The sequence below is a fragment of the Mycobacterium sp. E2497 genome (assembly GCF_001668695.1).
Classification (GTDB): Bacteria; Actinomycetota; Actinomycetes; order Mycobacteriales; family Mycobacteriaceae; genus Mycobacterium.
Genome location: NZ_LZKD01000266.1, coordinates 31,965 through 55,717, shown reverse-complemented (window position 1 = coordinate 55,717; position 23,753 = coordinate 31,965). Strand labels below are relative to the sequence as shown.

20 protein-coding genes are annotated in these 23,753 nt (G+C 68.3%); 2 read left to right on the top strand and 18 right to left on the bottom strand.

Annotated elements, in window-relative coordinates:
* From A5713_RS25340 to A5713_RS25330, 3 genes are all read right to left on the bottom strand, one after another.
* Positions 1–545: cobalt-precorrin-4/precorrin-4 C(11)-methyltransferase (locus A5713_RS25340; RefSeq protein ID WP_068099036.1), on the bottom strand; the 545-nt coding region annotated here is incomplete at its 3' end.
* Complete coding sequence (locus A5713_RS25335; RefSeq protein ID WP_068099035.1) at positions 542–1,714, bottom strand: bifunctional cobalt-precorrin-7 (C(5))-methyltransferase/cobalt-precorrin-6B (C(15))-methyltransferase; 1,173 nt, start codon at positions 1,712–1,714, stop codon at positions 542–544. The genes A5713_RS25335 and A5713_RS25340, both read right to left, overlap by 4 nt.
* The gene (locus A5713_RS25330; protein ID WP_068099034.1) at positions 1,711–2,460 is read right to left on the bottom strand and encodes an SDR family NAD(P)-dependent oxidoreductase; all 750 of its coding nucleotides are present in this window, start codon (positions 2,458–2,460) and stop codon (positions 1,711–1,713) included. The genes A5713_RS25335 and A5713_RS25330 overlap by 4 nt, the downstream gene beginning before the upstream one ends.
* A gap of 35 nt (positions 2,461–2,495) precedes the next feature.
* On the opposite strand from A5713_RS25330, the gene A5713_RS25325 reads away from it, so the two are divergent.
* The gene (locus A5713_RS25325; RefSeq protein ID WP_068099033.1) at positions 2,496–2,909 is read left to right on the top strand and encodes a F420-dependent biliverdin reductase; all 414 of its coding nucleotides are present in this window, start codon (positions 2,496–2,498) and stop codon (positions 2,907–2,909) included.
* A gap of 318 nt (positions 2,910–3,227) precedes the next feature.
* Here A5713_RS25325 and A5713_RS27950 read toward each other — a convergent pair whose 3' ends face one another.
* From A5713_RS27950 to A5713_RS25305, 4 genes are all read right to left on the bottom strand, one after another.
* On the bottom strand, positions 3,228–3,491 hold the full coding sequence (locus tag A5713_RS27950; RefSeq protein WP_082973158.1) for a hypothetical protein: 264 nt from the start codon (positions 3,489–3,491) through the stop codon (positions 3,228–3,230).
* A 382-nt stretch (positions 3,492–3,873) separates the two neighbouring features.
* Entirely contained in the window at positions 3,874–6,891 is a 3,018-nt protein-coding gene (locus tag A5713_RS29380) for an ADP-ribosyltransferase domain-containing protein (RefSeq protein WP_231980679.1), read from the bottom strand.
* Positions 6,892–6,981: 90 nt separating this feature from the next.
* The gene (locus A5713_RS25310; protein WP_068099032.1) at positions 6,982–9,237 is read right to left on the bottom strand and encodes a prolyl oligopeptidase family serine peptidase; all 2,256 of its coding nucleotides are present in this window, start codon (positions 9,235–9,237) and stop codon (positions 6,982–6,984) included.
* A 34-nt stretch (positions 9,238–9,271) separates the two neighbouring features.
* Positions 9,272–10,399 carry a Xaa-Pro peptidase family protein gene (locus tag A5713_RS25305; RefSeq protein ID WP_068099031.1) on the bottom strand — a complete coding sequence of 376 codons (1,128 nt, stop codon included), beginning with the start codon at positions 10,397–10,399 and terminating at the stop codon, positions 9,272–9,274.
* Positions 10,400–10,449: 50 nt separating this feature from the next.
* Here A5713_RS25305 and A5713_RS25300 point away from each other — a divergent pair, with 50 nt between their 5' ends.
* Entirely contained in the window at positions 10,450–11,460 is a 1,011-nt protein-coding gene (locus tag A5713_RS25300; RefSeq protein ID WP_197516478.1) for a 5'-3' exonuclease, read from the top strand.
* Between the two features lie 4 nt (positions 11,461–11,464).
* Here A5713_RS25300 and A5713_RS25295 read toward each other — a convergent pair whose 3' ends face one another.
* From A5713_RS25295 to dop, 11 genes are all read right to left on the bottom strand, one after another.
* The gene (locus A5713_RS25295) at positions 11,465–12,223 is read right to left on the bottom strand and encodes a DUF4333 domain-containing protein (protein WP_068099030.1); all 759 of its coding nucleotides are present in this window, start codon (positions 12,221–12,223) and stop codon (positions 11,465–11,467) included.
* Positions 12,224–12,302: 79 nt separating this feature from the next.
* Entirely contained in the window at positions 12,303–15,092 is a 2,790-nt protein-coding gene (locus tag A5713_RS25290) for an RNA helicase (RefSeq protein WP_068099029.1), read from the bottom strand.
* Between the two features lie 19 nt (positions 15,093–15,111).
* Positions 15,112–16,080 carry a twin-arginine translocase subunit TatC gene (tatC, locus tag A5713_RS25285; RefSeq protein ID WP_156752025.1) on the bottom strand — a complete coding sequence of 323 codons (969 nt, stop codon included), beginning with the start codon at positions 16,078–16,080 and terminating at the stop codon, positions 15,112–15,114.
* A 45-nt stretch (positions 16,081–16,125) separates the two neighbouring features.
* Positions 16,126–16,404, bottom strand: a complete 279-nt coding sequence (gene tatA, locus A5713_RS25280; RefSeq protein ID WP_068099028.1) for a Sec-independent protein translocase subunit TatA — start codon at positions 16,402–16,404, stop codon at positions 16,126–16,128.
* A 72-nt stretch (positions 16,405–16,476) separates the two neighbouring features.
* The gene (locus A5713_RS25275) at positions 16,477–17,448 is read right to left on the bottom strand and encodes a YafY family protein (protein ID WP_068099027.1); all 972 of its coding nucleotides are present in this window, start codon (positions 17,446–17,448) and stop codon (positions 16,477–16,479) included.
* Positions 17,445–18,446, bottom strand: coding sequence for a YafY family protein (locus A5713_RS25270; protein ID WP_067919980.1), 1,002 nt, complete (start codon positions 18,444–18,446; stop codon positions 17,445–17,447). The genes A5713_RS25275 and A5713_RS25270 overlap by 4 nt, the downstream gene beginning before the upstream one ends.
* A gap of 205 nt (positions 18,447–18,651) precedes the next feature.
* Complete coding sequence (gene pafA / locus A5713_RS25265; protein ID WP_102417330.1) at positions 18,652–20,010, bottom strand: Pup--protein ligase; 1,359 nt, start codon at positions 20,008–20,010, stop codon at positions 18,652–18,654.
* Positions 20,011–20,194: 184 nt separating this feature from the next.
* Positions 20,195–20,968 carry a proteasome subunit alpha gene (gene prcA, locus A5713_RS25260; RefSeq protein ID WP_067919984.1) on the bottom strand — a complete coding sequence of 258 codons (774 nt, stop codon included), beginning with the start codon at positions 20,966–20,968 and terminating at the stop codon, positions 20,195–20,197.
* Complete coding sequence (gene prcB, locus A5713_RS25255; RefSeq protein WP_068099026.1) at positions 20,965–21,843, bottom strand: proteasome subunit beta; 879 nt, start codon at positions 21,841–21,843, stop codon at positions 20,965–20,967. Before prcB ends, prcA begins: the two co-directional genes overlap by 4 nt.
* A complete protein-coding gene (locus tag A5713_RS25250; protein WP_007170369.1) occupies positions 21,840–22,034 on the bottom strand; it encodes a ubiquitin-like protein Pup in 195 nt (64 codons plus the stop codon). Before A5713_RS25250 ends, prcB begins: the two co-directional genes overlap by 4 nt.
* A 120-nt stretch (positions 22,035–22,154) precedes the next feature.
* Positions 22,155–23,663 carry a pup deamidase/depupylase gene (gene dop / locus A5713_RS25245; RefSeq protein ID WP_067919988.1) on the bottom strand — a complete coding sequence of 503 codons (1,509 nt, stop codon included), beginning with the start codon at positions 23,661–23,663 and terminating at the stop codon, positions 22,155–22,157.
* Between the last annotated feature and the right edge of the window lie 90 nt (positions 23,664–23,753).

The window sequence follows — 23,753 nt, the reverse complement described above, 5'->3', positions numbered from 1 at the left end:
TATCCGCCGTCGAGGAGTTGCGGCACAATGGCATCGATCTGCGCCGCGGCCAGGTGCAGGACCAGCGTGGCCCCGGATCGGGCGAGGGTGGCCAGGTCTTCCCCGGGCGGCATGGCCGTCGACAGGGTCGCGACCCGGGTCAGCGTCACCGTCTGCGCGACTCCGGGGACCGTGAGCTCACGCTTGAGCGCGGCCGCCGCCGCGGCGAAAGACGGTACGCCGGGCACGATTTCGTAGTGGATGCCCAGCATGTCGAGCCGCCGACATTGTTCGGCCAGTGCGCTGTAGAGCGACGGGTCTCCGGAATGCAGGCGCGCGACGTCGTGGCCGGCGGCGTCGGCGTCCGCGAGTTCGGTGATGATCTGCTCGAGCGTCAGCGGGCCGGTGTCAATGACTTTCGCCCCGGGCGGGCACAGCGCCAGGAGGTCGTCGGGCATGATCGATCCCGCGTACAGGCACACTGGGCACGTTTCGAGGAGCCGCTGACCACGGACGGTGATCAGGTCGGCGGCGCCCGGGCCCGCGCCGATGAAATAGACCGTCACTTGGTCACCGACCACTGGGTGACCGGCATCTGTGGGCGCCATCCGGTGAAGCCGCCGAGCGGCTCGCCGTGGTAGTGCTGGAAGCGTCTCAGGTGGCCGCCGAGGCGCGAATGCGACTGTGCCAGCAGCGCTTCGGATTCCGCGGTGACGGCGTTGGCGACGAGGCGGCCGCCGGTCGGCAGGCTGGCGAGGCAGGCGTCGAGGAGCCCGGGTTGGGTGAGGCCGCCGCCGATGAAGATCGCCGATGGCGTGTCGAGCCCGCCGAAGGCTTTCGGGGCGTCGCCGTGGACGTCGATGGCGACGCCGCAGGCCGCGGCGTTGAAGGCGATGTTGCGGCGGCGTCGTTCGTCGCGTTCGAATGCGTCGGCGCTGCAACCGTTGCCGCTCAGACACCACTGGACGCTGATGCTGCCCGAGCCCGCGCCGACGTCCCACAGTCGCTCGCCCGGGCGCGGCGCCAGCGCCGCCAGCGTGACCGCGCGGATGCCGTGCTTGGTGATCTGCCCGTCATGGCGGAACGCGTCGTCGGGCAGCGGCGAGAGCCGTTCGTCGGGCAGGTAGCGGATGGCGACGACGTTGAGGTCGTCGACGTCATGGGGCGCGTCCGCAGCCCATTGACGCACGGTGGCGTCGCGACGCCGTTCGGTTGGGCCACCGAGGTTTTCGAGGACGCTCAATTCGGAATCGCCGCGGCCGTGGGCTTCGAGCAGTGCGGCGAGTTCGTGGGGCGTGGCCGCGCTCTTCGACAGCACGATCGCCTGGCCGCCGCGGCGCACCGCGGTGTGCGGCGGCGCGGTGACCAGGCTGATCACCTCGGTGTCGTGGGCGTTCCAGCCCATCCGCGCACACGCCAGCGTCACCGAGGACACGTGCGGAAGCACCCGGACGTGTTCGGGGCCGTAGAGCCGGATCAGCGTGCCCCCGATGCCGTGCATGAGCGGGTCGCCGCTGGCCACCACGTGGATGTCTTCGGCGTGGCGATCTCGCAGGGTTTGCAGGGCGGGCAGCATCGGCGAGGGCCACTGCCGGCGCGGCGCGGTCACGGTCTCGTCGAGCAGGTCGAGTTGCCGTTGCGAGCCGTAAATGGTTGTGGCCCGCCGTAATTCATTGCGGGAGGTTTCCGCGAGCCCAGCCATGCCGTCGGCCCCGATGCCGACCACGATGATCATCGCGGCATCCTGCGCCAGACAAACTGCGGCAGCAGCCGCATCACGGCGGCCGCTGACCCCAGCGCCCACGGGATCCACACGGTGCGTCGACCCTTGGCCATCGCACGCGCGGTGGCCGCGGCCACCTGGGCGGGCGTGCTGGACAGCGGCGCGGGATCCATACCTTGCGTCATCCGTCCGATCACGAAACCCGGTCGGGCGATCAGCAGTTTCACGCCGGTGCCGTGCAGGGCATCGGCCAGCCCGCTCGCGAAGCCGTCCAGGCCGGCCTTCGCCGAGCCGTAGACGTAATTGGCGCGACGCACGCGCGCGCCGGCGATCGAGGAGAACACCACCAGTTGGCCGCTGTGCGCTTTGCGCATCGCGGTCGCCAGATGGGTAAGCATGCTGACCTGGGCGACGTAGTCTGTGTGCACGATGGCGACCGCGTGTGCGGCGTCGGTTTCGGCGCGGGATTGGTCGCCGAGAATTCCGAAGGCCAGCACCGCCGTAGCGATGGGTCCGTGGTCCGCGACGACCGAGTCGACCAGCGGACCGTGCGATGCGAGGTCGTCGGCGTCGAACTCGACCGTGTGCACCGCTGTGGCGCCGGCGCCTCTGAGGGCGGCGACCTGCTCGTCGAGTCGATCGGCCCCGCGCGCGGCCAGCACCACCGTCGCCCCAGGCGCCAGGAGCCGCGCCAGCTCGATGCCGATCTCGCTGCGGCCGCCCAGGATCAGTACTGGACCTGCGCCCGTGTCGTCCACGGCTGCGATTATGACCTGCGCTAGCGTGAGCGGTGATGGCGAATACCACTACCCGGCTCACCGACGATGCGCTGGCGTTCCTGTCCGAACGACATCTGGCCATGCTGACCACACTGCGAGCCGACAATTCACCGCATGTCGTGGCGGTGGGTTTCACCTTCGACCCCAAGACGCACATCGCGCGGGTCATCACCACCGGCGGATCGCAGAAAGCGGTGAACGCCGACCGCGGCGGGGTCGCGGTGCTCAGTCAGGTCGACGGCGCGCGGTGGTTGTCGCTGGAGGGCCGGTCGAAGGTGAACAGCGACGGCGACGCCGTCCGCGACGCCGAACTGCGCTACGCGCAGCGCTACCGGACTCCGCGCCCGAATCCGCGGCGGGTGGTCATCGAGGTGCGCGTGGAGCGGGTGCTGGGGTCTTCTGGATTGCTGGATCGGGGCGGGACGTAGGCCCGTCGCGTTCGCTGACAGACGACCGCACCGTCCGCTTAGCGGGCTCTCCTGCGAGGGTCCAATTCAGTGCCCGAGATGTCATCCCAAAACTTGGGTGACACAGCTTTTGCTCGGTCTTCCGGAGCGACTGCTTTTACTTTCTGCTCAAATTCGTCGAAAGCCCTACACGCCTTCGCCAACTCCGCTTCTGTCGGCGGGGTCACACCCGCCTCTTCTGGCGTAGAGAAGATCTTCCCGGCGATTTTTCTGCTCATTACACCGCATCCGCCTTTCTACTGCGCCTCGTGGCGCGCCGATCCACTGTGTAGTGCGTCTTTAGACAGGTGTTCCTCGGTTACTGCCGGGCGGCTGGAGGAGGAGATGGTCGCGCTCCCTCCTACGGCATGCGTCTATGAACTCGATTGCAGCTCCCCGGCCGTCAAGAAAGTGACGGTACTGATCAGGCGTAAGTTCGTAATACTCTTCATAGTCGACAATGCCGTTGCTCACGGGCATTGATATATAGTAGCGGCCGGAGGCTTTTTCCACGCCTATGGCGTATCTATCATCTGACGAGACGAATATGTCCTCAAAATTCACAATTCCATCACTCATGCGGCAAATAGCTTCGTTGTCAGAGAGCTCCAAACAACGCCCTGACCGGATTGGACCGGATGTATAAAGTAGTCAATCGAAGACTTCCTGCGCACCGGTCATTACGCGTCGACGTCTAGCCACCTTGCCTTCGCGGGTCATACTCGGTGCCTGAGACGTCGTCCCAAAATTTTGGTGAGATTTCGGTAGGCCGGTCTTCATCGGCTACCGCATCTACTTGCTCCTGGAATTCATCGAGGAGTTGCCGGGCACGCGCAAGCTTTTCCGCCGAAGGCGGAGGCGCGCCGGCCTCTTCTCGTGTTAAGAATATCTTCCCCGCGATCTCCCTCACATGCACCTCCTTTGAGGATTGGTCAGCTTCATCAGGTTAATCCTCCACCATGTCGATAATTGTCCGACCCGTTCGTGGATCTATTGCTTTCCTTAACACCAGAAACCTTGTATGCGCCGGAAATAGGATCTCCTGCTCCGCAGGAAACATCGAAACCGCTGAAACGTCGCGACCGCTAAAAGATACAATTCTGAACTCAACATTTCCAGCGAAGGCGGACGACTGTGCTACTATTGGATTCTTCGTAGTGCTTAAGAATGCTTTTTCAACGACGTATTCTCCTGGTCGATACTGAGCAAGTACCTCGGGCGGCAGATTTGTGCCACGGACCACAGACCCTTCATACGGAGGAAGTTTGTTCAATGCATTCTTCAGTGCTTCAACTCGAGCGGATTGAGACGCGTCCAAAGCTTCGCTCCTTAACGCCTCGTTTAGGTCTCTGTAGCCCATGCCAGTGTAGTCAGCAAGTGCGGACAGATCATCTGCGTTCATCGGAACTGGCAGGCTCTGATCATGGCCGCCATCAACAGCACCATCGTGCCAACCAGCCTTCTCGCCGGATGCAGGAGGCGCGCTGTCGTGGGGTGGCAGTTTTGACGGGGGGTAGCCAAGCAGGCTGGTGTCGCCAGGCTTTGACAAACCATCGAACGGTGGCTTCGGCCCACCGATGGCGGGGCCACCGTCATCAGGCATATGCGGGCCGCGACCCGGAGTTTGCGCTTCGAGGGGACGACGGGCGGGCAGTGGTGAATGGGAGGCCGCCTTCGTTACCGGGGCAGCAGGCGGTGGCTCAGCGGGCGGTCCGCCAGGTGGAGCCGGCGCGCGACTGGGAGAATGCTCGGCCAGCTGTGGAATTGCGGCCGGCGCACGCTCCCCCATTGCGGCGGGCGCAGAGGTAAGAGGTGCGCCGCTGGGCGGACTGGGGGGAATTGTCATCGGCTCATGCGGGCGCTCTGCTCGCACCCAGGGCGCCTCGTGTGGGGCCTCCGCAGATTTCGCTCCGGTTTCATGCAAGCCCTCCGCAGGCACCGACGCAGGGTCACGCGGACCGGCCCCCGGCACGGAACCCGGTTCGCGGGGATTTGCCGCGGGCGGGCGCTCATGTTGCCCCTCGACCGGCGCCGCAGCCCCCTCATGCGGACGCCCGACGGGCGCAGGCTCGTGCGGACGTTCTGACGGGGCGGAGAGATGTTCATGTATTCCGGCGCCCACCGGAGAGACGCGAGCCTCTCCTTGAGCGGACACCGGATCACGTGGACCGCTCACTGGCGCCGGAGCGTGCGACGGCTCTGCAGGCGCGGACACAGGTTCATGCGAACGTGACGCAGCCGGAGTCTCGGCGGGCGATACCAGCTCATGGGGACCACCAGTACCCGCCGGCGCTGGTGCTGCTGGCGGAGCCCCTGCCGGATCGTGTGGACCGCGCTCGGCGCCGGCTGAGGGAGTCTCCGGGGATGTCGGTCCCAGCGCGCCCGTTGGATCGTGCGGCGCACCCGGTGCGGCATCGGGCGGGTGTGGTGTCGCCTCGACGGGCGCCTCGAGCGACTTGCCGGACGGTAGACCGACAGGAGTGCCGCCGGCGGGCAGTTTGATTTCCGGCAAGTCACCCGCAACGTCTTTCAGGTTCTTGGTCACGTCGCCGCCGGCCTTGGTGATGTCGGTCAGCGCACCGCGCGCTCCCGCGGCGCCTTCCCCACCGGCACGCCCAGCAGCGCCACCCGCGGCCTCCGCCTCTTCCTCTGCGCCGCGCGCAGCGGCGCCCGCACTGTCGGCCGCCGCACCCGCCTCACCAAGGCCCGGGGCGAACAGGGTGGCGCCGTCGAGTGCAACTTCACCGGCGCCTAATCCCGGGCGAGCGGTACTCCAATCCTCGGCATGCACAAGGCCCTTCAGCTCCTGCAGCCTCGCCTCCGCGAATTCTTTGGGATTGACCGCGGCGTTGATCAAGCTTTCTTTCCAGGTGTTCTTCACCAAGCCCGTCCAGGTGGCGGCCGCACCCTGGGGATCGGCGACGATCCAATGCGGGCTGAGGTCGACGAGGCCCAGCCCGATGCCGACCGCACCTTTGAGGACACCCTCATGGGCGTTGATCCAGGTGTCGGTTAGGGTCGCGACGGCGTTGCCGACGTCGTCGCCCAGGAATGTGACGAGCCCGCGGCGCGCGTACTTCTCGCAGGTGACGACCTCGCGATCGGCTGCTTGCATGACGAGCCTGATCGCCTGCTCGCAGGCCCTGGCTTCCTGCCCAAGATGCTGCAGCACGGCGTTGATGTCGCTGACGATCTGTTTGATCTCATCCCACGCGTCACCGTCGATGATGAGCATGACGTCGTGACCGAGGTCGCCCAGGGACTCCATCCGACGCAACAGATCCCGGATCGCGGTTTGGGCGTGGTCCACCCTGTTGGCGAATGCGTCGATGGTGCTGGCCAACGTGCCGCACAGCTCGCCGATAACCGTTGTCGACGAGCCGATTTCGTTCAAAGCGCTGTCGATCTTCTCGCCTTCAGGAATGTGTTGGCTGTCGAACAGCGTCTTCGACGCGTTGAGAGTTCCCTGCACAGCTTTGGCCGCCGCACCGAAGGCACGCCAACGAGATGCCGCCGCACGCAGACCCGCCACATCGCCATCGGGCCACGCCTCGAGGACAAACGCTTGCACGAACGACCACAGCGGTGGGGGCGGCTGGCCGGGCCCCCACGTCCCAGGCGGCGCCGGCGCGGCAAGCTCGGCCGGCGGGGACGGTGGGTTCAAGGCTCCTCGCCCGCCGCCCAGCGTCGAAGCCGCCTCGACGTTGGAGTAGTTCGACGCACCTTGCTGGATGATGGCACCGCTCTTCCGGCAGGCGTTGACAGCAGCAGCGGCCGCCTTCAGCACCGACTCGGCCTTCTCCTGATACGCCAAGCCGAACACCTCGCCGGCCCGGTCGACACCGGTGTGCGCCGAAAAGCCGGCTGTCAGCACCGCCAGATTCGCTGCCAACCCCTCACCCGCGGCTGCCACCGCGCTGCCGGCGGCGTACATCGCCTCGGGGTCGACCGACAAGGGAGCCACGCGCGAAATTCTCGTCGAGACCGCGCGCCGAAGCTATTCACCCAATGAAGGCTTTGCCCAAGCTAGCCGCTGCCGTAGAGCAGCCACAACTCATTCATCAACAGCCTGGGCGGCCAAGGTGATGCGGTGCCGTCCCACCGGCACCGCCAAAGTCGGTTCGGCCGGATGGCCGTCGAGCTGGACGCCGACCCCGGCGGGCAGCGCACTCAGCGTGATCCGCGCGGCGGTGTCCGTGGCCACCGTGATGGTCGACGCCGGCAGCGGTGCCAATCCGGCCCGCTGGACATCCACCGTGATCGCGGCGACGCCGGTGAGCCGCAGTGTCAGATACGGCAGCGGACCCACGGGCGGACCCACCCGCCAGTCCAGTTCGCTGTAGACGCCGGGGGTGGGGTCGAAGTTCAGGAGGAACCCGCGGTGATGCCGAACGGTGTGCGTCGGATCCGGGCGCGCGTACGACCGCGCGTCGACCTCGGCGATCGCCCCCCGCCGCGCGGTCACCGCGGGATCCGCGGTCAGGCCGGACAGCCACCACACCCGATGCGGGCCGATACCCAAGTCGTCGCGCACCAGTTGCGGGTGCCACGCGAACGTGATATGCCCCGGATCTGCCTGGCGCACACCGGTTTCCATGTGGGCGATCGGGTCTTCGAACTTGTCCTGCAGCACCCAGGCGATGTGATCCTCGAACGGATACACCGTGAAGCGGTGCCGGTAGCCCAGCCGGTCGAGTTCGAGCACCTGCTCGGCGGCCGACGGGAACGGCACCAGCTCGTCGACCAGTCCGTGCGCGATCACGTAGGGCAGCCAGCGGGCGTTCACCAGCAGCTTCCACGTATCGCCCTCCCGGGCACAGGGCGACTCCGGGTCCAGGTCGGCCGGGATGTCGACGTCGGGAAGCAGCCGCACCCCGCACGTCGGCGGGCCGGCCAGCACGACGGCCTGCGAAAACACTTGCGGATAAGTCAATCCCAGCTTGTAGGCCGCATAGCCGCCCATCGAGTAACCGGAGATCACGGTGCGGTTGGGATCGGTGCCCAGCTGCTCGGCGACGCGCGCCCACACTTCCCAGACGTCCAACTCCCCGGTATCGAAGTACCACGTCGACGGCCCTCGGGCCAGCGGCGTGATCACCACCGAGCCGCGCACCTCGCACACCTGGTGCAGCAGGCGGGGGTCGATCGCCGCAAACTGGCTCTGCCCCAACGCAAGCGAATGCAGCAGCAGGGTCAGCGGCAGCGCCCGGCCCAGCTTGAAACTCGATGGCAGGCACACCGAATACGGCTGCACCCGGCCGAGGAACTGCGGCTTGGTGCTCAAGATGTCGTCGGCGGCCACACCCTGGCCCAGCTCGATCGAGGACACATACCAGCGCGTGGACGGCCCGGTGATCACCGGCTCGGAAGCGGTCTCGCCGGCCGCCAGCCGCGCCCACTCCACGCTCACGGCGAACCTCGACACGTCGCCACCCGTCAACGCCTCGGCCTGCGCCGCGTCCGACCAGAAGTTCAGGTGCGGCGGCTCCTGCTCGTTGGTGCGGAATGCGACGTTGTACACGTTGGGTTGACCGGGCAGCGCGCCGCGCTCGGCGGGCACGTCGGCGAACCCGTCGCCGGCCGCGTTGGCCAGCCCCGCGCCGAGCCGCACCGTCCAGGTGCCGCTCGGCTCCAACAGAGTCCGCGGCACCTGCGCCAGAAACGTTCGCGATCCCATGTCGACGCTGTGCTGCACCGGCGTCGTCGACTGGGTGGTCAGGTCGATCAGCGCGGCGCCGCTGCCCGAAATCCGCAAGGCCATGTCGATTCCGGCCGAGCGCACCCCGGCCCCGGCGGGCCACTGGTCCGGCGCGGTCCGGGCCGGGTCGGTGTCGAGAGCGAACAGGGCGATGGGCACCGACGCGTCCAGCAATGTGTTCCAGTCGACCCGCCACCACGTGTGGGTTGCGGTGAGCCCGATCGCGACCCGGAAGATGTCGGCGCCGTTGCGGGCGGCGGGGCCGTCGGGATAGATGTAGGTTCCGCGCGGCGGCGCCTGCACTTTCAGGTCGCCGATCGGCAGGCCCGTCGCGCCGTGGTCGTCGTACAGAAAGTCGGTCCAAAACAGGGCCCCACCGGCCACGCGGCCCGCGCCGCAGGTGCGCGGAAACTCCCCGCCGAATGGCCAGCCCGACGGCACCGGGAGCTGTGGCTCGCGGCGCAGCGCCGCCGGGGGCACCCCCTCGGGCATTCCGTCGACGACGACGAGTTCAGCCGGCGGCGCGGGTGCCGTCGGGGCGGGATGCACCAGCGTATCGGCGATGTGACGTGCGATGCGGATCGGAAGGAGAGTCAAATCCAGAAGTGACATCAAGGCCAACGTACGCCCCGATAAGCGCCGGATGCTATGCCACGGGCACCACGATCAGGTCGTGCGGCTGGTTGTTGACGGCCAGCGCCCCGCCTTCGGTCACCACGACGATGTCCTCGATGCGGGCGCCCCAGCGGCCCGGGAAGTAGATGCCCGGCTCGACGGAGAACGCCATGCCCGCGGCCAGCGGCAGGTTGTTGCCCGTGACGATGTAGGGCTCCTCATGGACGGACAACCCGATGCCGTGACCGGTGCGGTGCACGAAAGCCTCCGCTAGCCCGGCGTCGGCCAGCACGTCGCGCGCGGCCGCGTCGACCTGCTCGGCCGTCACGCCCGGACGCACGGCGTCGACGGCCGCGCGCTGCGCCCGCTGCAGGATCGAATATTGCCGTGCAACTTCGGGATCCGGCTCGCCAATGCTGTAGGTGCGGGTCGAGTCGGAGTTATATCCGGGCTCGTAGGCGCCCCCGATGTCGACGACGACGATGTCGCCGACTTGCAGTTCGCGATCCGAGTAACCATGGTGCGGGTCGGCGCTGTGCGGCCCGGAACCGACGATGATGAACGCCACCTCCGAATGGCCTTCGGCCACAATCGCTTCCGCAATGTCGGCGGCCACGTCGGCCTCCGTCCGGCCCGGGACCAAGAACTCCGGCACCCGGGCGTGCACCCGATCGATGGCCGCGCCGGCTTTGCGCAGCGCGTCTGTCTCGCATTCCTCCTTGACCATGCGGAGCGTGCGCATCACGTTCGTCGCCAGCACGGGCAGCACGCCGAGCGCACCCGCCAGCGGCAGCAGGTGCAGCGCCGGCATGGAGTCGGTGACGGCGGTCGCGGCGGGAACCCCGCCCAACGCGGCGCCCACCAATTGGTACGGGTCGTCCCCGTCGACCCAATCCCGCACCGCCAGACCCAGTTCCGCAATGGCCGACCCCTTGAGCGAGGCCAGCTCCAGCCGCGGCACCACCACCGTGGGGTCACCGGAGGCCGGCAACACCAGCGCGGTGAACCGCTCGAGGGTCTGGGCGCGCGACCCGACGAGGTAACGCAGGTCGTAGCCCGGGGTGATGACCAGGCCGGACAACCCCGCCTCCGCGGTCGCGTCGGCCGCCGCTTTCAGGCGGCGGGCATACACCCCGGTGGCGAACCGATGAGAGTCCATGGCAGCCAGGCTAACCCGGTCGACGCTCGGCGGCGTGAGACCATACCGGCATGACCAGACCCTCAGGTACCAGCGGCGACCCGCAGCGCCCGGCTTCGCCGCGCTCGCGATCGCCGCTAGTGCTGCTCGACGGGGCCAGCATGTGGTTCCGGTCGTATTTCGGGGTGCCCTCCTCGATCACCGCGCCCGACGGCCGGCCCGTCAACGCCGTGCGGGGATTCATCGATTCGATGGCCGTGGTGATCAACCAGCAACGCCCCACCCGGCTGGTGGTGTGCCTGGACCTGGATTGGCGGCCGCAGTTCCGGGTGGACCTGGTCCCGTCCTACAAGGCGCATCGCGTCGCGGAGGCAGAGCCGGCCGGCGAACCGGACATCGAAGAGGTCCCCGACGACCTCACGCCGCAGATCGACATGATCATGGAGTTGCTGGACGCCTTCGGCATTCCGACCGCGGGCGCCGAAGGGTTCGAGGCCGACGATGTGCTGGGCACGCTGGCCGCCCGCGAACGTCGTGACCCGGTGGTCGTGGTCAGCGGCGACCGCGACCTGCTGCAGGTGGTGTCCGACGACCCGGTCCCGGTCCGGGTGTTGTACCTCGGCCGCGGGCTGACCAAAGCCACCCTGTTCGGGCCCGCGGAAGTCGCCGACCACTACGGCGTGCCGCAGCACCGTGCGGGGCCCGCCTACGCCGAGTTCGCACTGATGCGCGGCGACCCGTCCGACGGCCTGCCCGGCGTGCCGGGCGTCGGCGAAAAGACCGCGGCGACCCTGCTGGCGCAGCACGAGTCGCTCGAACAGATCCTGGCGGCCGCCCGCGACCCGAAATCGAAGATGGCCAAGGGTGTGCGCTCGAAACTGCTGGGCGCCAACGACTACATCGAGGCCGCCGGACAGGTGGTACGGGTGGCCACCGACGCGCCCGTCAGCCTCTCGACCGCAACCGACGCGCTACCGCTGGCGGCCGACGACCCGCAGCGCACCGCCAAGCTGGCGACATCACTGGGCGTCGGGTCCTCGATCGCCCGGCTGCAAAGGGCGCTCGACGCGCTGCCGGAGTAACCGACTACTGCGGCCTGCCCACCTCGTAGGTGCCCTTGTTGTCCTGGAAGGTCACCGTCACGTGCTTGGGGGCGCCGTCGATGCTGACGTCGCAGTCGAACGTCGCGCCCTTCTTGACGGTCGGATTCTGGCCGTGGTTGCACTTGACGTTTTGGACGTTCTTGGCGCCGTAGCCGTTGGTCTCGTCCGACAGCACCTGCTGCACACCGGCCTGCGCCTTGTTCACGTCCAGCTTGGTCGTCACGAAGAAACCGGGCTGCCAAAAGCCCAGCACCAGGACAACCGCGATGAGCAGGAAGGCGATCACGCCGCCCACGCCCAGGATCACCCCCGTCGACCGCTTCTTGGCCGGCTGCTGGTCGTAGGGCGGGTACTGCTGCGGGTACTGGCCCGGCTGCCCATACTGGCCCGGCTGACCGTACTGGCCTGGCTGCCCATACTGGCCGGGCTGCGCGTACTGCCCGGGCTGACCGTACTGGCCCGGCTGACCGTATTGACCCGGCTGCCCGTACTGGCCCGCCTGCGCGTACTGCCCGGGCTGACCGTAGCCGGGCTGCTGCGGGTATTGCTGCGGGTACGCCTGCTCGGTCGGCTGTTGGTACTGCGGGTAGTCGGCGGGCGGCGTATACGCCGGGGCCTGCCACGTCGCCTCCTGGCCCGGCTGCTGCTGCCAGGGCGAACCGGCCTGGGTCGGCTCGGAGGACTGATCGCTACCCTGGCCCGGCGGTTGCCACTGCTGCTCCGGTCCCTGCGGTCCGCTCATCGTCTCTCCTCAGCCCCTTATGTCTTGGCATGAACTATCGGCGTTGTCGTTTCCGGATCTACGGTAGCTCCGGCTCAGCCTACCCGGCGTCAACAGCGACGACGCCGCGCCGAACGTCATTGATGGCGCGCTTGGCGGTGGCCCGCAACTCGGCGTCCGGGGCGGCGTTGCGGACCTGGTCCAACAGGTCGAGCACCTGGCGACACCAGCGCACGAAATCCCCTGCCAACAGGGGCGAGCCGGTGCCGACCGGGTCGACGGCCGCCAGCGCCGCCGCCAGGTCCCCGGTCTTGGCCCACCGATAGATGACGTTGACGAACCCGTCGTCGGGTTCCCGGCTGAGCGTGATCCGGTGCGTCTGCTCGTCAGAGCGCAGCGCATACGACAGCCGCGACGTTTGCTGCAGCGCTTGCCTCACCCGCTGAGTCGGGGCTTCGGCGGCGAACGCCGCCCGCGGGCCCTCACCGCCCCTGGTTTCGTACAGCACCGCCGACACCACCGCCGCCAGCTCGGGCGGCTTCAGGTCGGCCCACGCGCCGGTGCGCAGGCATTCGGCAACCAGGAGGTCGCTCTCGCTGTAGATGCGCGCCAGCAGCCGGCCGTCATCGGTGACGTGGGGATCGGTGTCCGGGCCTTGGATGAAGCCGCGCTCGGTGAGCAGGCCGACGATGCGGTCGAACGTGCGCGCCAGCGAATTCGTCGCTGCGGCAACCTTTTTCTCCAGTTGCGCGTTGTCGCGTTCGATGCGCAAGTAGCGCTCGGCCTGCCGGACCTGGGTCTCGAGGCCGGGGCTGTTGTGCGACGGGTGCCGGCGCAGTTCGTCGCGCAACGACGCCAGCTCCGGGTCCTGAAACGCGCCGTCGTGGTCGCCGCGGCCGCCGCGGCGCCGGGACGGAAGCGCCAGCCCGGCGGCCGCCGACCGCAGCGCCGACGCCAAATCACGCCGGACCCGCGGCTGGCGGTGCTCGACCCGCTTGGGCAAGGGCATCGAGCCGACCGGAGCCGACGCTCCCGGGTAGTCGGCCGTCGAAATCCGTCCCGCCCAGCGGTTTTCGGTGAGCACCAGTGGTCGGGGGTCCTCGCCGTCGCGGGCCGATTCCAGTACCACCGCCAGCCCGCCGCGCCGGCCTTGGGTGATGTTGATGATGTCGCCGCGCCGCAGCGCGGCCAGCGCATCGCTGGCCGCCTGGCGTCGGTGCAGCCGCGATGCACGGGACTGGGCGCGCTCCAGCTCGGAGATGCGCGCCCGCAGGCGGGCGTAGTCGAGAACGGGCGCCTGTGGGCCGCCCAGCTCGCCGGCGATCTCGGCGAGCATCGCGGTGCCGCGCTCGATGCCGCGGACCAGGCCGACGACCGAGCGGTCGGCCTGATATTGGGCGAACGACTGCTCCAGCAGCCGATGCGCCTGCTCGGGGCCCATCTGCTGGACCAGGTTGATCGTCATGTTGTAGGACGGAGCGAACGAGCTGCGCAGCGGGAAGGTGCGGGTGGAGGCCAGGCCCGCGACCGCGGCCGGCTCGGTGTTCTCGTCGGTGGGGTTCCACAGCACCACCGCGTGGCCTTCGACGTCGATGCCGCGCCGCCCGGCGCGCCCGGTCAGCTGCGTGTACTCCCCCGGCGTCAGCGGCATGTGTTGCTCGCCGTTGAACTTCACCAGCCGTTCGAGCACCACCGTCCGGGCGGGCATGTTGATGCCGAGCGCCAGGGTCTCGGTGGCGAACACGGCCTTCACCAGCCCTGCCGTGAACAGTTCCTCGACGGTGTGCCGGAACACCGGCAACATTCCGGCGTGGTGGGCCGCCAGCCCGCGTAGCAATCCCTCCCGCCACTCGTAGTAGCCGAGCACCGCCAGGTCGGCGTCGGCGAGATCGCCGCACCGGTGCTCGATCACCTCGGCGATCTGGGCCCGTTCCTCCTCGGTGGTCAGGCGCAGCGGCGAGCGCAGGCACTGCTGGACGGCCGCGTCGCAGCCGGCGCGGGAGAACACGAACGTGATCGCCGGTAGCAGCCCCTCGGAGTCCAGGGTCGCGATCACATCGGCCCGACCGGGCGGCCGGTAGAAACGCGGCCGGTCTGGGGCGCCGCGGCCGCCGCCACGCCTTCCCGCCTCCCGGCGGGGACCACGCCAGTCCGACATCCGGTCCGCCTCCCGGCGGTGCGCGATATGGCGCGCCAGCTCGGGATTGACCCGCGCCTCACGTCCGGCGCCCGGCTGCTCGCCGGCTTCCGCGTTCCGGTAGTCGAACAGGTCGAAGAGCCGCTTCCCCACCAGCACGTGCTGCCACAGCGGTACGGGCCGGTGCTCGTCGACCACCACGGTCGTATCGCCCCGCACGGTCTGGATCCAGCCCCCGAATTCCTCGGCATTGCTCACCGTCGCCGACAGGCTGACCACCCGCACGTCGTCGGGCAGGTGCAGGATCACTTCCTCCCACACCGGGCCGCGCATCCGGTCGGCCAGGAAATGCACCTCGTCCATCACCACGTAGGAAAGCCCTTGCAGCGCAGGCGAATCGGCGTAGAGCATGTTGCGCAGCACCTCGGTGGTCATCACCACCACGGGCGCGTCGGCGTTCACCGACATGTCGCCGGTCAACAGGCCGATCCGGTCACGACCGTAGCGTGCGGTCAGGTCGGTGTGCTTCTGGTTGCTCAGCGCCTTGAGCGGCGTGGTGTAGAAGCACTTCCCGCCCGCGGCCAGCGCCAGGTGCACGGCGAATTCGCCCACCACTGTCTTGCCGGCGCCGGTCGGCGCGCACACCAGCACGCCGTGCCCTCGTTCCAGCGCCGCGCACGCCCGCCGCTGGAAGCCGTCCAGCGCGAAAGGCAGCTCCGCCGTGAACCGGGTCAGTTCGACGAGGTCCGCCACGTCCTGCTGGGCTGACGGTTCAGGTGACATCGTCATGCTGGCCGGCGGTGTACGACGGCTCCGGAACCGGCCGCTCGACGGGCGTCGGCGGCTCGATGACCGACGCCTCGTCGTCGGGGATCACGGTCTGGGCTTCGCGCTTGGCCTTCCGCCGGTCGTGCAGGCGGGCGATCTGGATGGCGAACTCGAGCAACACCGACAGCGCCACGCCCAGGGCGGTCATCGAAAACGGGTCGGAACCGGGCGTGAAAACGGCGGCGAACACGAACATCGCGAAGATCAGGCCACGCCGCCAGGACTTGAGCCGCTCATACGGCAGCACACCGGTCATGTTGAGCATGACGATCAGCAACGGGAATTCGAAGCTGACCCCGAAGACCACCAACAGGTTGATCAGGAAACCGAAGTAGCGGTCGCCGGACAGCGCGGTCACCTGCACGTCGCTGCCGACCGTCAGCAGGAAGCTCAATGCCTTGGACAGCACGAAATAGGCCAGCACCGCACCGGCGACGAACAGCACCGCCGCGGGGACCACGAATCCGACCGCGAAGCGGCGCTCCTTCTGGTACAGGCCCGGCGTGATGAAGGCCCACAGCTCGTAGAACCACACCGGACACGCCAGCACGACCCCGGCGGTCAGCCCGACCTTGAGCCGCAGCATGAACTGGTCGAACGGCGCCGTGGCCAGCAGCCGGCATTGACCGTCGGCGCTGATGCTGGCGCGTGCGGATTGCGGCAGCGAACAGTAGGGGTGGCGCAGCCACTCGCCCAGGCTTTCCAGCCCGAAGATCGAATGCGAGTACCAGACGAACCCGAAAATCGTGGTGATCAGGATGGCGGCCAACGACAGCAGCAATCGGGTGCGCAGCTCGGTCAGGTGGTCGACGAGCGACATCGTCGCGTCGGGGTTGGTGCGGCTGCGCCTGTTACGCGGGTTGAGGCGCCTCAGCACGCCGGCAGTGCGCGCTGAAACCTTGAAACCTTTCACGACGCTCGTTCAGTGGCGTTCGGGCACCGCGACGATGATGGCGGGCTAAGCCGGGCGTGCTTCAGAGTGCCCCTGCTCGGGGGCCGCCGGAGCGTCGACCCGCTGCGACTGCACGGGAGTGGGGTTGGCCGCGGAGGGGGCGTTGTTCGTGTCCAACGCGGACGGCTCCGTTTTGTTCTCGCTCTGCATTTCACGCAGCTCAGACTTGAAGATGCGCATCGACTTGCCCAACGAACGTGCTGCATCGGGGAGCTTCTTGGCACCAAAAAGCAGGATCACCACCACCGCGAGGATCGCCCAGTGCCACGGACTAAGACTGCCCACTTTGATTACCTCCAGACGTCTACCCGATGCTACCGCAGTGCGGCCATGGACCGGGCCGCCCGCGCCGTGGCCTCAGGGGGCAAGCGCCTGATAGGACTCGCACGCCGCCGCCGCGGCACCCCGTACACGTCGTGCGAGCGACTCCGGTTCAAGCACCCGCACGGCTGACCCGAAACCCAGCACCAGACGCGTCATCCAGTCCTCCGAGGCATAGGTCATCACCGCCTCACAGGATCCGTCCGCCAGCTCCCGCACCTCTCGCATCGGGTAGTACTCGAACATCCACGACGCCGAGGGCGCGACCCGGAGCGTGGCCGACGGCAGGGAGGGATCGCCGTCGAACAGCGACGTGTCCGGCGGCGCCTGGACGGCCAGTTCGGGCGCGGCCGCCGGCTCCTCCAACTCGGTGGCGTCGACGATCCGGTCGAACCGGAACAGCCGAACCGCGTCGGCCTCGCGCGACCAAGCCTCCAGGTAGCTGTGTCCGCCGATCAGCAGCACCCGGATGGGGTCGACGATCCGGCTCGTCAGGGTGTCATGCGAGGCGGAGTAGTAGTCGAGGGCGAGCGCGTGTCCGGCCTGCACGGCAGTACGCACCGCGGCCGCGGCGCGACTCTCCGCGGGTGCTTGTTGATTGACCGCCGCCGCCGATCCGGTGGCGTCATGGCCGACGGCGCCGGCCGCGTCCTCAATCTTGGCGATCGCACTGCGCGCCGCTTCGGGATCGACCACACCGGGAATGTCGGCGAGCGCCCGCAGGGCCACCAGCAGGCCGGTAGCCTCCGGCGACGTGAGCTTGAGCGGCCGGTCGATCCCCGCCGAGAACGTCACCTCGATGGTGTCGCCGGAGAACTGGAAGTCGATCAGGTCGCCCGGGTAATAGCCGGGCAGGCCGCACATCCACAACTGGTTGAGGTCCTCTTCCAGTTGCTTGGCGGTGACGCCGAGGTCGGCAGCGGCCTTGGCGCGCGTGACCCGCGGGTTGGCCTGGAAGTACGGCACCATGTTGAGCAGCCGGATGAGGCGCGTGGACACGGGTGTCATCCGGGTGACACCTCCAGATGAGCGCGCAGCCGGGCCAGCACGTCCTCGCGCAGTGACTGCGGTTCGAGCACGACGGCGTCGGGCCCGTAGCCGGCGATGTCGCGCGCCAGCCGGTCGCTGGACCCGATGTCGATTTCGATCACCTCGCCGTCGCGGCCGGCCAGTTCCCGCGCGCCGGTGGTCCTCCCGGCGCGCCGCAGCGCGGTGGCCCGCCCGTCGGCGACCCACACGCGCGCCTGCCCGCCGGTCGGGGTCTCGGCGATCGTGCGGGCCACGATCTGGCGCAGGTCCACACCCTCGGGCACGACGACCGCCCCGGGCGGACCGATCGGCCTGACCTCGGAGCCGATCCGCGAGAGCCGGAACGTGCGGGTGGCGTCGCGGTCGCGATCGTGTCCCACCAGATACCAGCGTCCCTTCTGGGTGACGACGCCCCACGGCTCGACGGTGCGCATGCTGTACGGCTCGGCGCGCGACGGCCGGTGCGGGAACTGCACCGCCTGCCGGGAATCGATGGCCGACAACAGGATTCCGAGCACGTCTTCCGACCCGCGCAAACCCGGCACGCCGGCAGGCGAGGCGATGGCCACCGGCGCCCCCATCTCCATGGGGTCGACGTCCACCCCGGCGGCGCGCAGCTTGAGCAGAGCTCCCTGGGTGGCGGTGACCAGCTCTGGCGATTCCCACAGTTGTGTCGCGACGGCGACCGCGGCCGCCTCGTCGGCGGTGAGCTCGACGGGCGGCAGCGAGTAGGCGTCGCGGTTGATTCGGTAGCCCTCGGTGGGCTCCGCGGCCGACGCCCTGCCGACCTCGAGCGGGATGCCCAGATCACGCAGCTCGTTCTTGTCGCGCTCGAACATGCGGGAGAACGCCTCGGCGCTGGGGCTTTCCGCGTAACCGGCGACGCTGGACCTGATCTTCTCCGCGCTGATATACCCGCGGGTGGACAGCAGGGCGATGACGAGGTTGACCAACCGCTCGACTTTCGAGGTTGCCATTCGCACCAGGTTATAACCGGTGCCCCGCCGGCGCCTGCACCGGTTAGCGAGTCGCAGGACTCACATTCGCCCCATCAGTCACCACTGAGCAAGCATTGCCGCCCTGGCAAACGTGATAGCACCGGCGCTATCACATTCGCGCGGCGAGCATGGCCCGCCAGGGCGGGGCTGATGTGACGGATGGGGCCAGCGGGGAGCGACAAGGCTACATGCTGGCGATCAGCCGCTTGACCCGCTCGTCGACCGCACGGAAGGGGTCCTTGCACAGGACGGTGCGCTGGGCCTGGTCGTTGAGCTTGAGGTGGACCCAGTCGACGGTGAAGTCACGGCCCGCGGCCTGGGCGGCGCTGATGAACTCGCCGCGCAGCCGGGCGCGGGTGGTCTGCGGCGGGTGATCGACTGCCTCGGCGATCTCCTCGTCGGTGGTGACCCGCGCCGCAAGCCCCTTGCGCTGCAGCAGGTCGAACACGCCCCGCCCCCGCTTGATGTCGTGGTAGGCCAGGTCCAGCTGGGCGATCTTCGGATCGGACAGCTCCATGTTGTAGCGGTCCTGGTAGCGCTGGAACAGCCTGCGCTTGATCACCCAGTCGATCTCGGTGTCGACCTTGGCGAAGTCCTGGCTTTCGACGGCGTCGAGCTGGCGGCCCCACAGGTCGACGACCTGCTCGATCTGGGCGTTGGGCTCCCGAGTCTGCAGGTGTTCGACGGCGCGGCTGTAGTACTCGCGCTGGATGTCGAGCGCGCTGGCCTGACGCCCGCCGGCCAGCCGGACCGGCCGCCGTCCGGTGATGTCGTGGCTGACCTCGCGGATGGCGCGGATGGGGTTGTCCAGCGAGAAGTCACGGAAGGGGACGCCTGCTTCGATCATCTCCAGCACCAGTGCGGCCGTCCCCACCTTGAGCATGGTGGTGGTCTCGCACATGTTCGAGTCGCCGACGATCACGTGCAACCGCCGGTACTTCTCGGCGTCGGCGTGCGGCTCGTCGCGGGTGTTGATGATCGGCCGGCTACGGGTGGTCGCCGACGAGACGCCCTCCCAGATGTGCTCGGCGCGTTGGGACAGGCAGAACGTCGCCGCCTTGGGGGTCTGTAGCACCTTCCCGGCCCCGCAGATCAGCTGGCGGGTGACCAGGAACGGCAGCAGCACGTCGGAGATCCGGGAGAACTCACCGGCCCGCACAATCAGGTAATTCTCGTGGCAGCCGTAGGAGTTGCCAGCCGAATCGGTGTTGTTCTTGAACAGGTAGATGTCGCCACCGATGCCCTCGTCGGCGAGCCGCTGCTCGGCGTCGATCAGCAGGTCCTCGAGCACCCATTCACCGGCCCGGTCATGCGTGACCAGCTGCACCAGGCTGTCGCACTCGGCCGTCGCATACTCGGGATGACTGCCCACGTCGAGATACAGGCGGGCGCCGTTGCGCAGGAAAACGTTGGAGCTGCGCCCCCAGGACACGACGCGCCGAAAGAGATAGCGGGCTACCTCATCCGGGGATAGGCGACGGTGTCCGTGGAAAGTGCAGGTGACACCGAACTCGGTCTCGATGCCCATGATTCGCCGCTGCACGTAATCGAGGGTACTGGTTGTCGGACCGAGACGGTGCGGAAGCCGCGCCTACGGGTCCCGACGAGTTTCACGACGTCCCGCCCTCGGCGGCCACGCCGGGGTTGCCAGCAACGCCGGCGTCGTCGTGTCAAGCCGAGCGTTTCGCCCTCAGCGAACACAACGGGGCGTGCCGAATCGGCCCGATTCAGCCCGCGGAGTCGCCGTTGGAGTCGGGCGCTTCGCCGTTGGTTTCCGGCTGTATCGAATCGCCCTCGTGCAGCAAGCTTTCCAGGGTGGCCCGGTTGATCCGCCGGAACGCCCGTCGCGGCCGGCTGACGTCGAGGATCGCGACCTCCAGGCTGCCCACGTCCGGGGAGGGCTGATCCCCGCTGGATCCGTCCCCACTGCCGGCCCGCAACGCCTTCACGGCGATCTGCGTCGCGTCGCGCAGGTCGGCGTTCTCGGCGTAGGACTCCTTGAGCGCGGTGGTGATCGGCTCGGTGGTACCGCCCATCACCACGAAATGCGGCTCGTCGGCGATGGACCCGTCGTAGGTGATCCGGTACAGCTCAGGCGGTTTCGACTCGCCGTAGTGCGCTACCTCGGCGACGCACAATTCGACCTCGTAGGGCTTGGCCTGCTCGGTGAAGATGGTGCCCAGGGTCTGCGCGTAGACGTTGGCCAGCTGGCGGCCCGTGACGTCGCGGCGGTCGTAGGCGTAGCCCCGGGTGTCGGCGAACTGGATCCCGCCGCGGCGCAGATTGTCGAACTCGTTGAACTTGCCGGCGGCCGCGAAGCCCACGCGGTCATACAGCTCGCTGATCTTCTGCAACGACCGCGACGGGTTCTCCGCCACGAAGAGCACACCACCGGCGTAGACCAGCGCCACCACGCTCTTGCCACGGGCGATGCCTTTGCGGGCGAGCTCGCTGCGCTCGCGCATCGCCTGCTCGGGCGATATGAAATACGGGAAGCTCACTTCTCACCGCCGTCGGGGCCGAAAGTGTCTGCGCGCGAGCGACTTTGGATGACCTCGCGGGCCAATTCGGCGATCCGGCTCTCGGGCACCTCGGCCGCACCCTCGGCGCCGATGGTGACCGCCGTCGGGTAGATACCGCGAACCAGGTCGGGCCCGCCCGTGGCTGAGTCGTCGTCGGCGGCGTCGTAAAGCGCCTCCACCGCCACCCGCACCGCGGAATCGGCATCGACGACCCTCGAGTACAACTTCTTCATGGACGACTTGGCGAAGATGGACCCCGAACCCACCGACTGATAGCCCTCTTCTTCCAGGTTCCAGCCGCCGGCGGCGTCGAACGACACGATCCGGCCGGCGCCCTCGGGATCGGCCGCGTCGATGTCATAGCCCGCCAGCAGCGGCAGGGCCACCAGCCCCTGCATCGCTGCGGCCAGGTTGCCGCGCACCATGATCGCGAGCCGGTTCACCTTTCCGGCAAACGTGAGCGGCACACCCTCGAGCTTCTCGTAGTGCTCGAGTTCCACCGCGTAGAGGCGGGCGAACTCGACGGCGATGGCCGCGGTGCCCGCGATGCCCGTGGCGGTGTAGTCGTCGGTGACGTACACCTTTTTCACGTCGCGCCCGGCGATCATGTTGCCCTGGGTGGAGCGCCGGTCCCCGGCGATGACCACGCCACCGGGGTATTTCAGGGCGACGATGGTGGTGCCATGCGGCAGCTGGGAACCCGCCCCATCGGCGTGCGCACCGCCGCTGAGGCCGGCCGGCAGCAGTTCCGGCGCCTGGCGGCGCAAAAAGTCAGCAAAGGATGACAGGTCTACGGCGGAAATTGCCGGGAGTGCAGAGTTAGTGGACAGGCGATCGGAGAAGGGCCAGCTCACTGTCCGCCCTTTTGGACGTATGCCCGGACGAAATCTTCGGCGTTCTCTTCGAGGACGTCGTCGATCTCGTCGAGCAGATCGTCGGTGTCCTCGGCGAGCTTCTCGCGGCGCTCTTGGCCCGCGGCCGTGCTGTCGGCGAAGTCGTCGTCGTCGCCACCACCACCGCCACGCTTGGTCTGCTCTTGAGCCATCGCCGGCCTCCTGCTTCATCTGAACTTGTTCAGCGGCTTGCTGGGTTCCTCAGAGCCGCGCTGCCCGCTGGTATTTCTCTACCCTACCGGTCAACCCCGACGTTCCCCGGTCTAACCGGCTTAGCTGGTGAGTTGTTCCACCAGTTCGGCGGCGCTGTCCACCGAGTCCAGCAGCGCTCCGACGTGCGCCTTGCTGCCGCGCAGCGGCTCCAGCGTCGGAATGCGTACCAGCGAGTCGCCGCCCAGGTCGAAGATCACGGAGTCCCAGCTGGCCGCGGCGATGTCGGCGCCGAACCTGCGCAGGCACTCGCCGCGGAAGTACGCGCGCGTGTCGGTCGGCGGGTTGTCCACCGCCTCGAGCACCTGGTGTTCGGTGACCAGACGCTTCATCGAACCCCGGGCGACGAGCCGGTTGTACAGGCCCTTGTCCAGCCGAACATCGGAATACTGCAGGTCGACGAGGTGCAGCCGCGGCGCCGACCAGCTCAGGTTCTCCCGCTGCCGGAAACCCTCGAGCAGGCGCAGCTTGGCGGGCCAGTCGAGCACCTCGGCGCATTCCATCGGGTCGCGCTCGAGTTGGTCGAGCACGTGCGCCCAGGTCTGGACGATGTCGGCCGCGCGGGGATCGGGGTCGCGGCTGTCGACCAGCTTCGCCACCCGGTCGAGGTAAATCCGTTGCAAGGCAAGGCCGGTCAGTTCCCGGCCGTCGGCCAGGGCCACGGCGACCCGCAGCGAAGGGTCGCGGCTGATCGCGTGGACCGCATGCACCGGGCGGGCCAGGACGAGGTCGCTCAGGTCGATCCCGTGTTCGGGGCCGACTTCGATCAGGTCGAGCACCAGCGCCGTGGTGCCCAGTTTCAGGTAGGTCGACGTCTCGGCGAGGTTGGCGTCGCCGATGATGACGTGCAGTCGGCGGTACCGGTCGGCGTCGGCGTGCGGTTCGTCGCGGGTGTTGATGATGCCGCGCTTGAGCGTGGTCTCCAGGCCGACCTCGACCTCGATGTAGTCGGAGCGCTGGGACAGCTGGAAGCCGGGCTCGTCACCGGAGGGCCCGATGCCGACCCGCCCGGAGCCGGTCACCACCTGCCGGGACACCAGGAAAGGGGTCAGGCCGGCGATGATGGACGAGAACGGCGTCTGCCGCGACATCAAGTAGTTCTCGTGCGCGCCGTACGAGGCGCCCTTGCCGTCGACGTTGTTCTTGTACAGCTGCAGCTTGGCGGCCCCGGGCACGCTGGCGACGTGCCTGGCGGCGGCCTCCATGACCCGCTCGCCGGCCTTGTCCCAGATCACGGCGTCCAGCGGGTCGGTGCACTCGGGCGCCGAGTATTCGGGGTGGGCATGGTCGACGTAGAGCCGCGCCCCGTTGGTCAAGATCATGTTGGCGGCGCCGACCTCGTCGGCGTCGACCACCGGTGGCGGGCCGGCCGAACGACTCAGATCAAAACCGCGGGCGTCCCGCAGCGGTGATTCCACCTCGTAGTCCCAGCGGGTGCGCTTCGCGCGCTGGATCCCGGCCGCGGCGGCGTAGGCCAGGACCGCTTGTGTCGAGGTGAGGATCGGGTTGGCCGTCGGGTCCGACGGCGATGAAATGCCGTACTCGACCTCCGTCCCGATAATCCGTTGCATGTCCTAAGCGTAGGCCCGCCGACGATGCGCCCCGTGCGGCGGGGCGTTGAGAAGGCGGGCAATCCAGCTCCGCCCGCCGACGATGCGCCC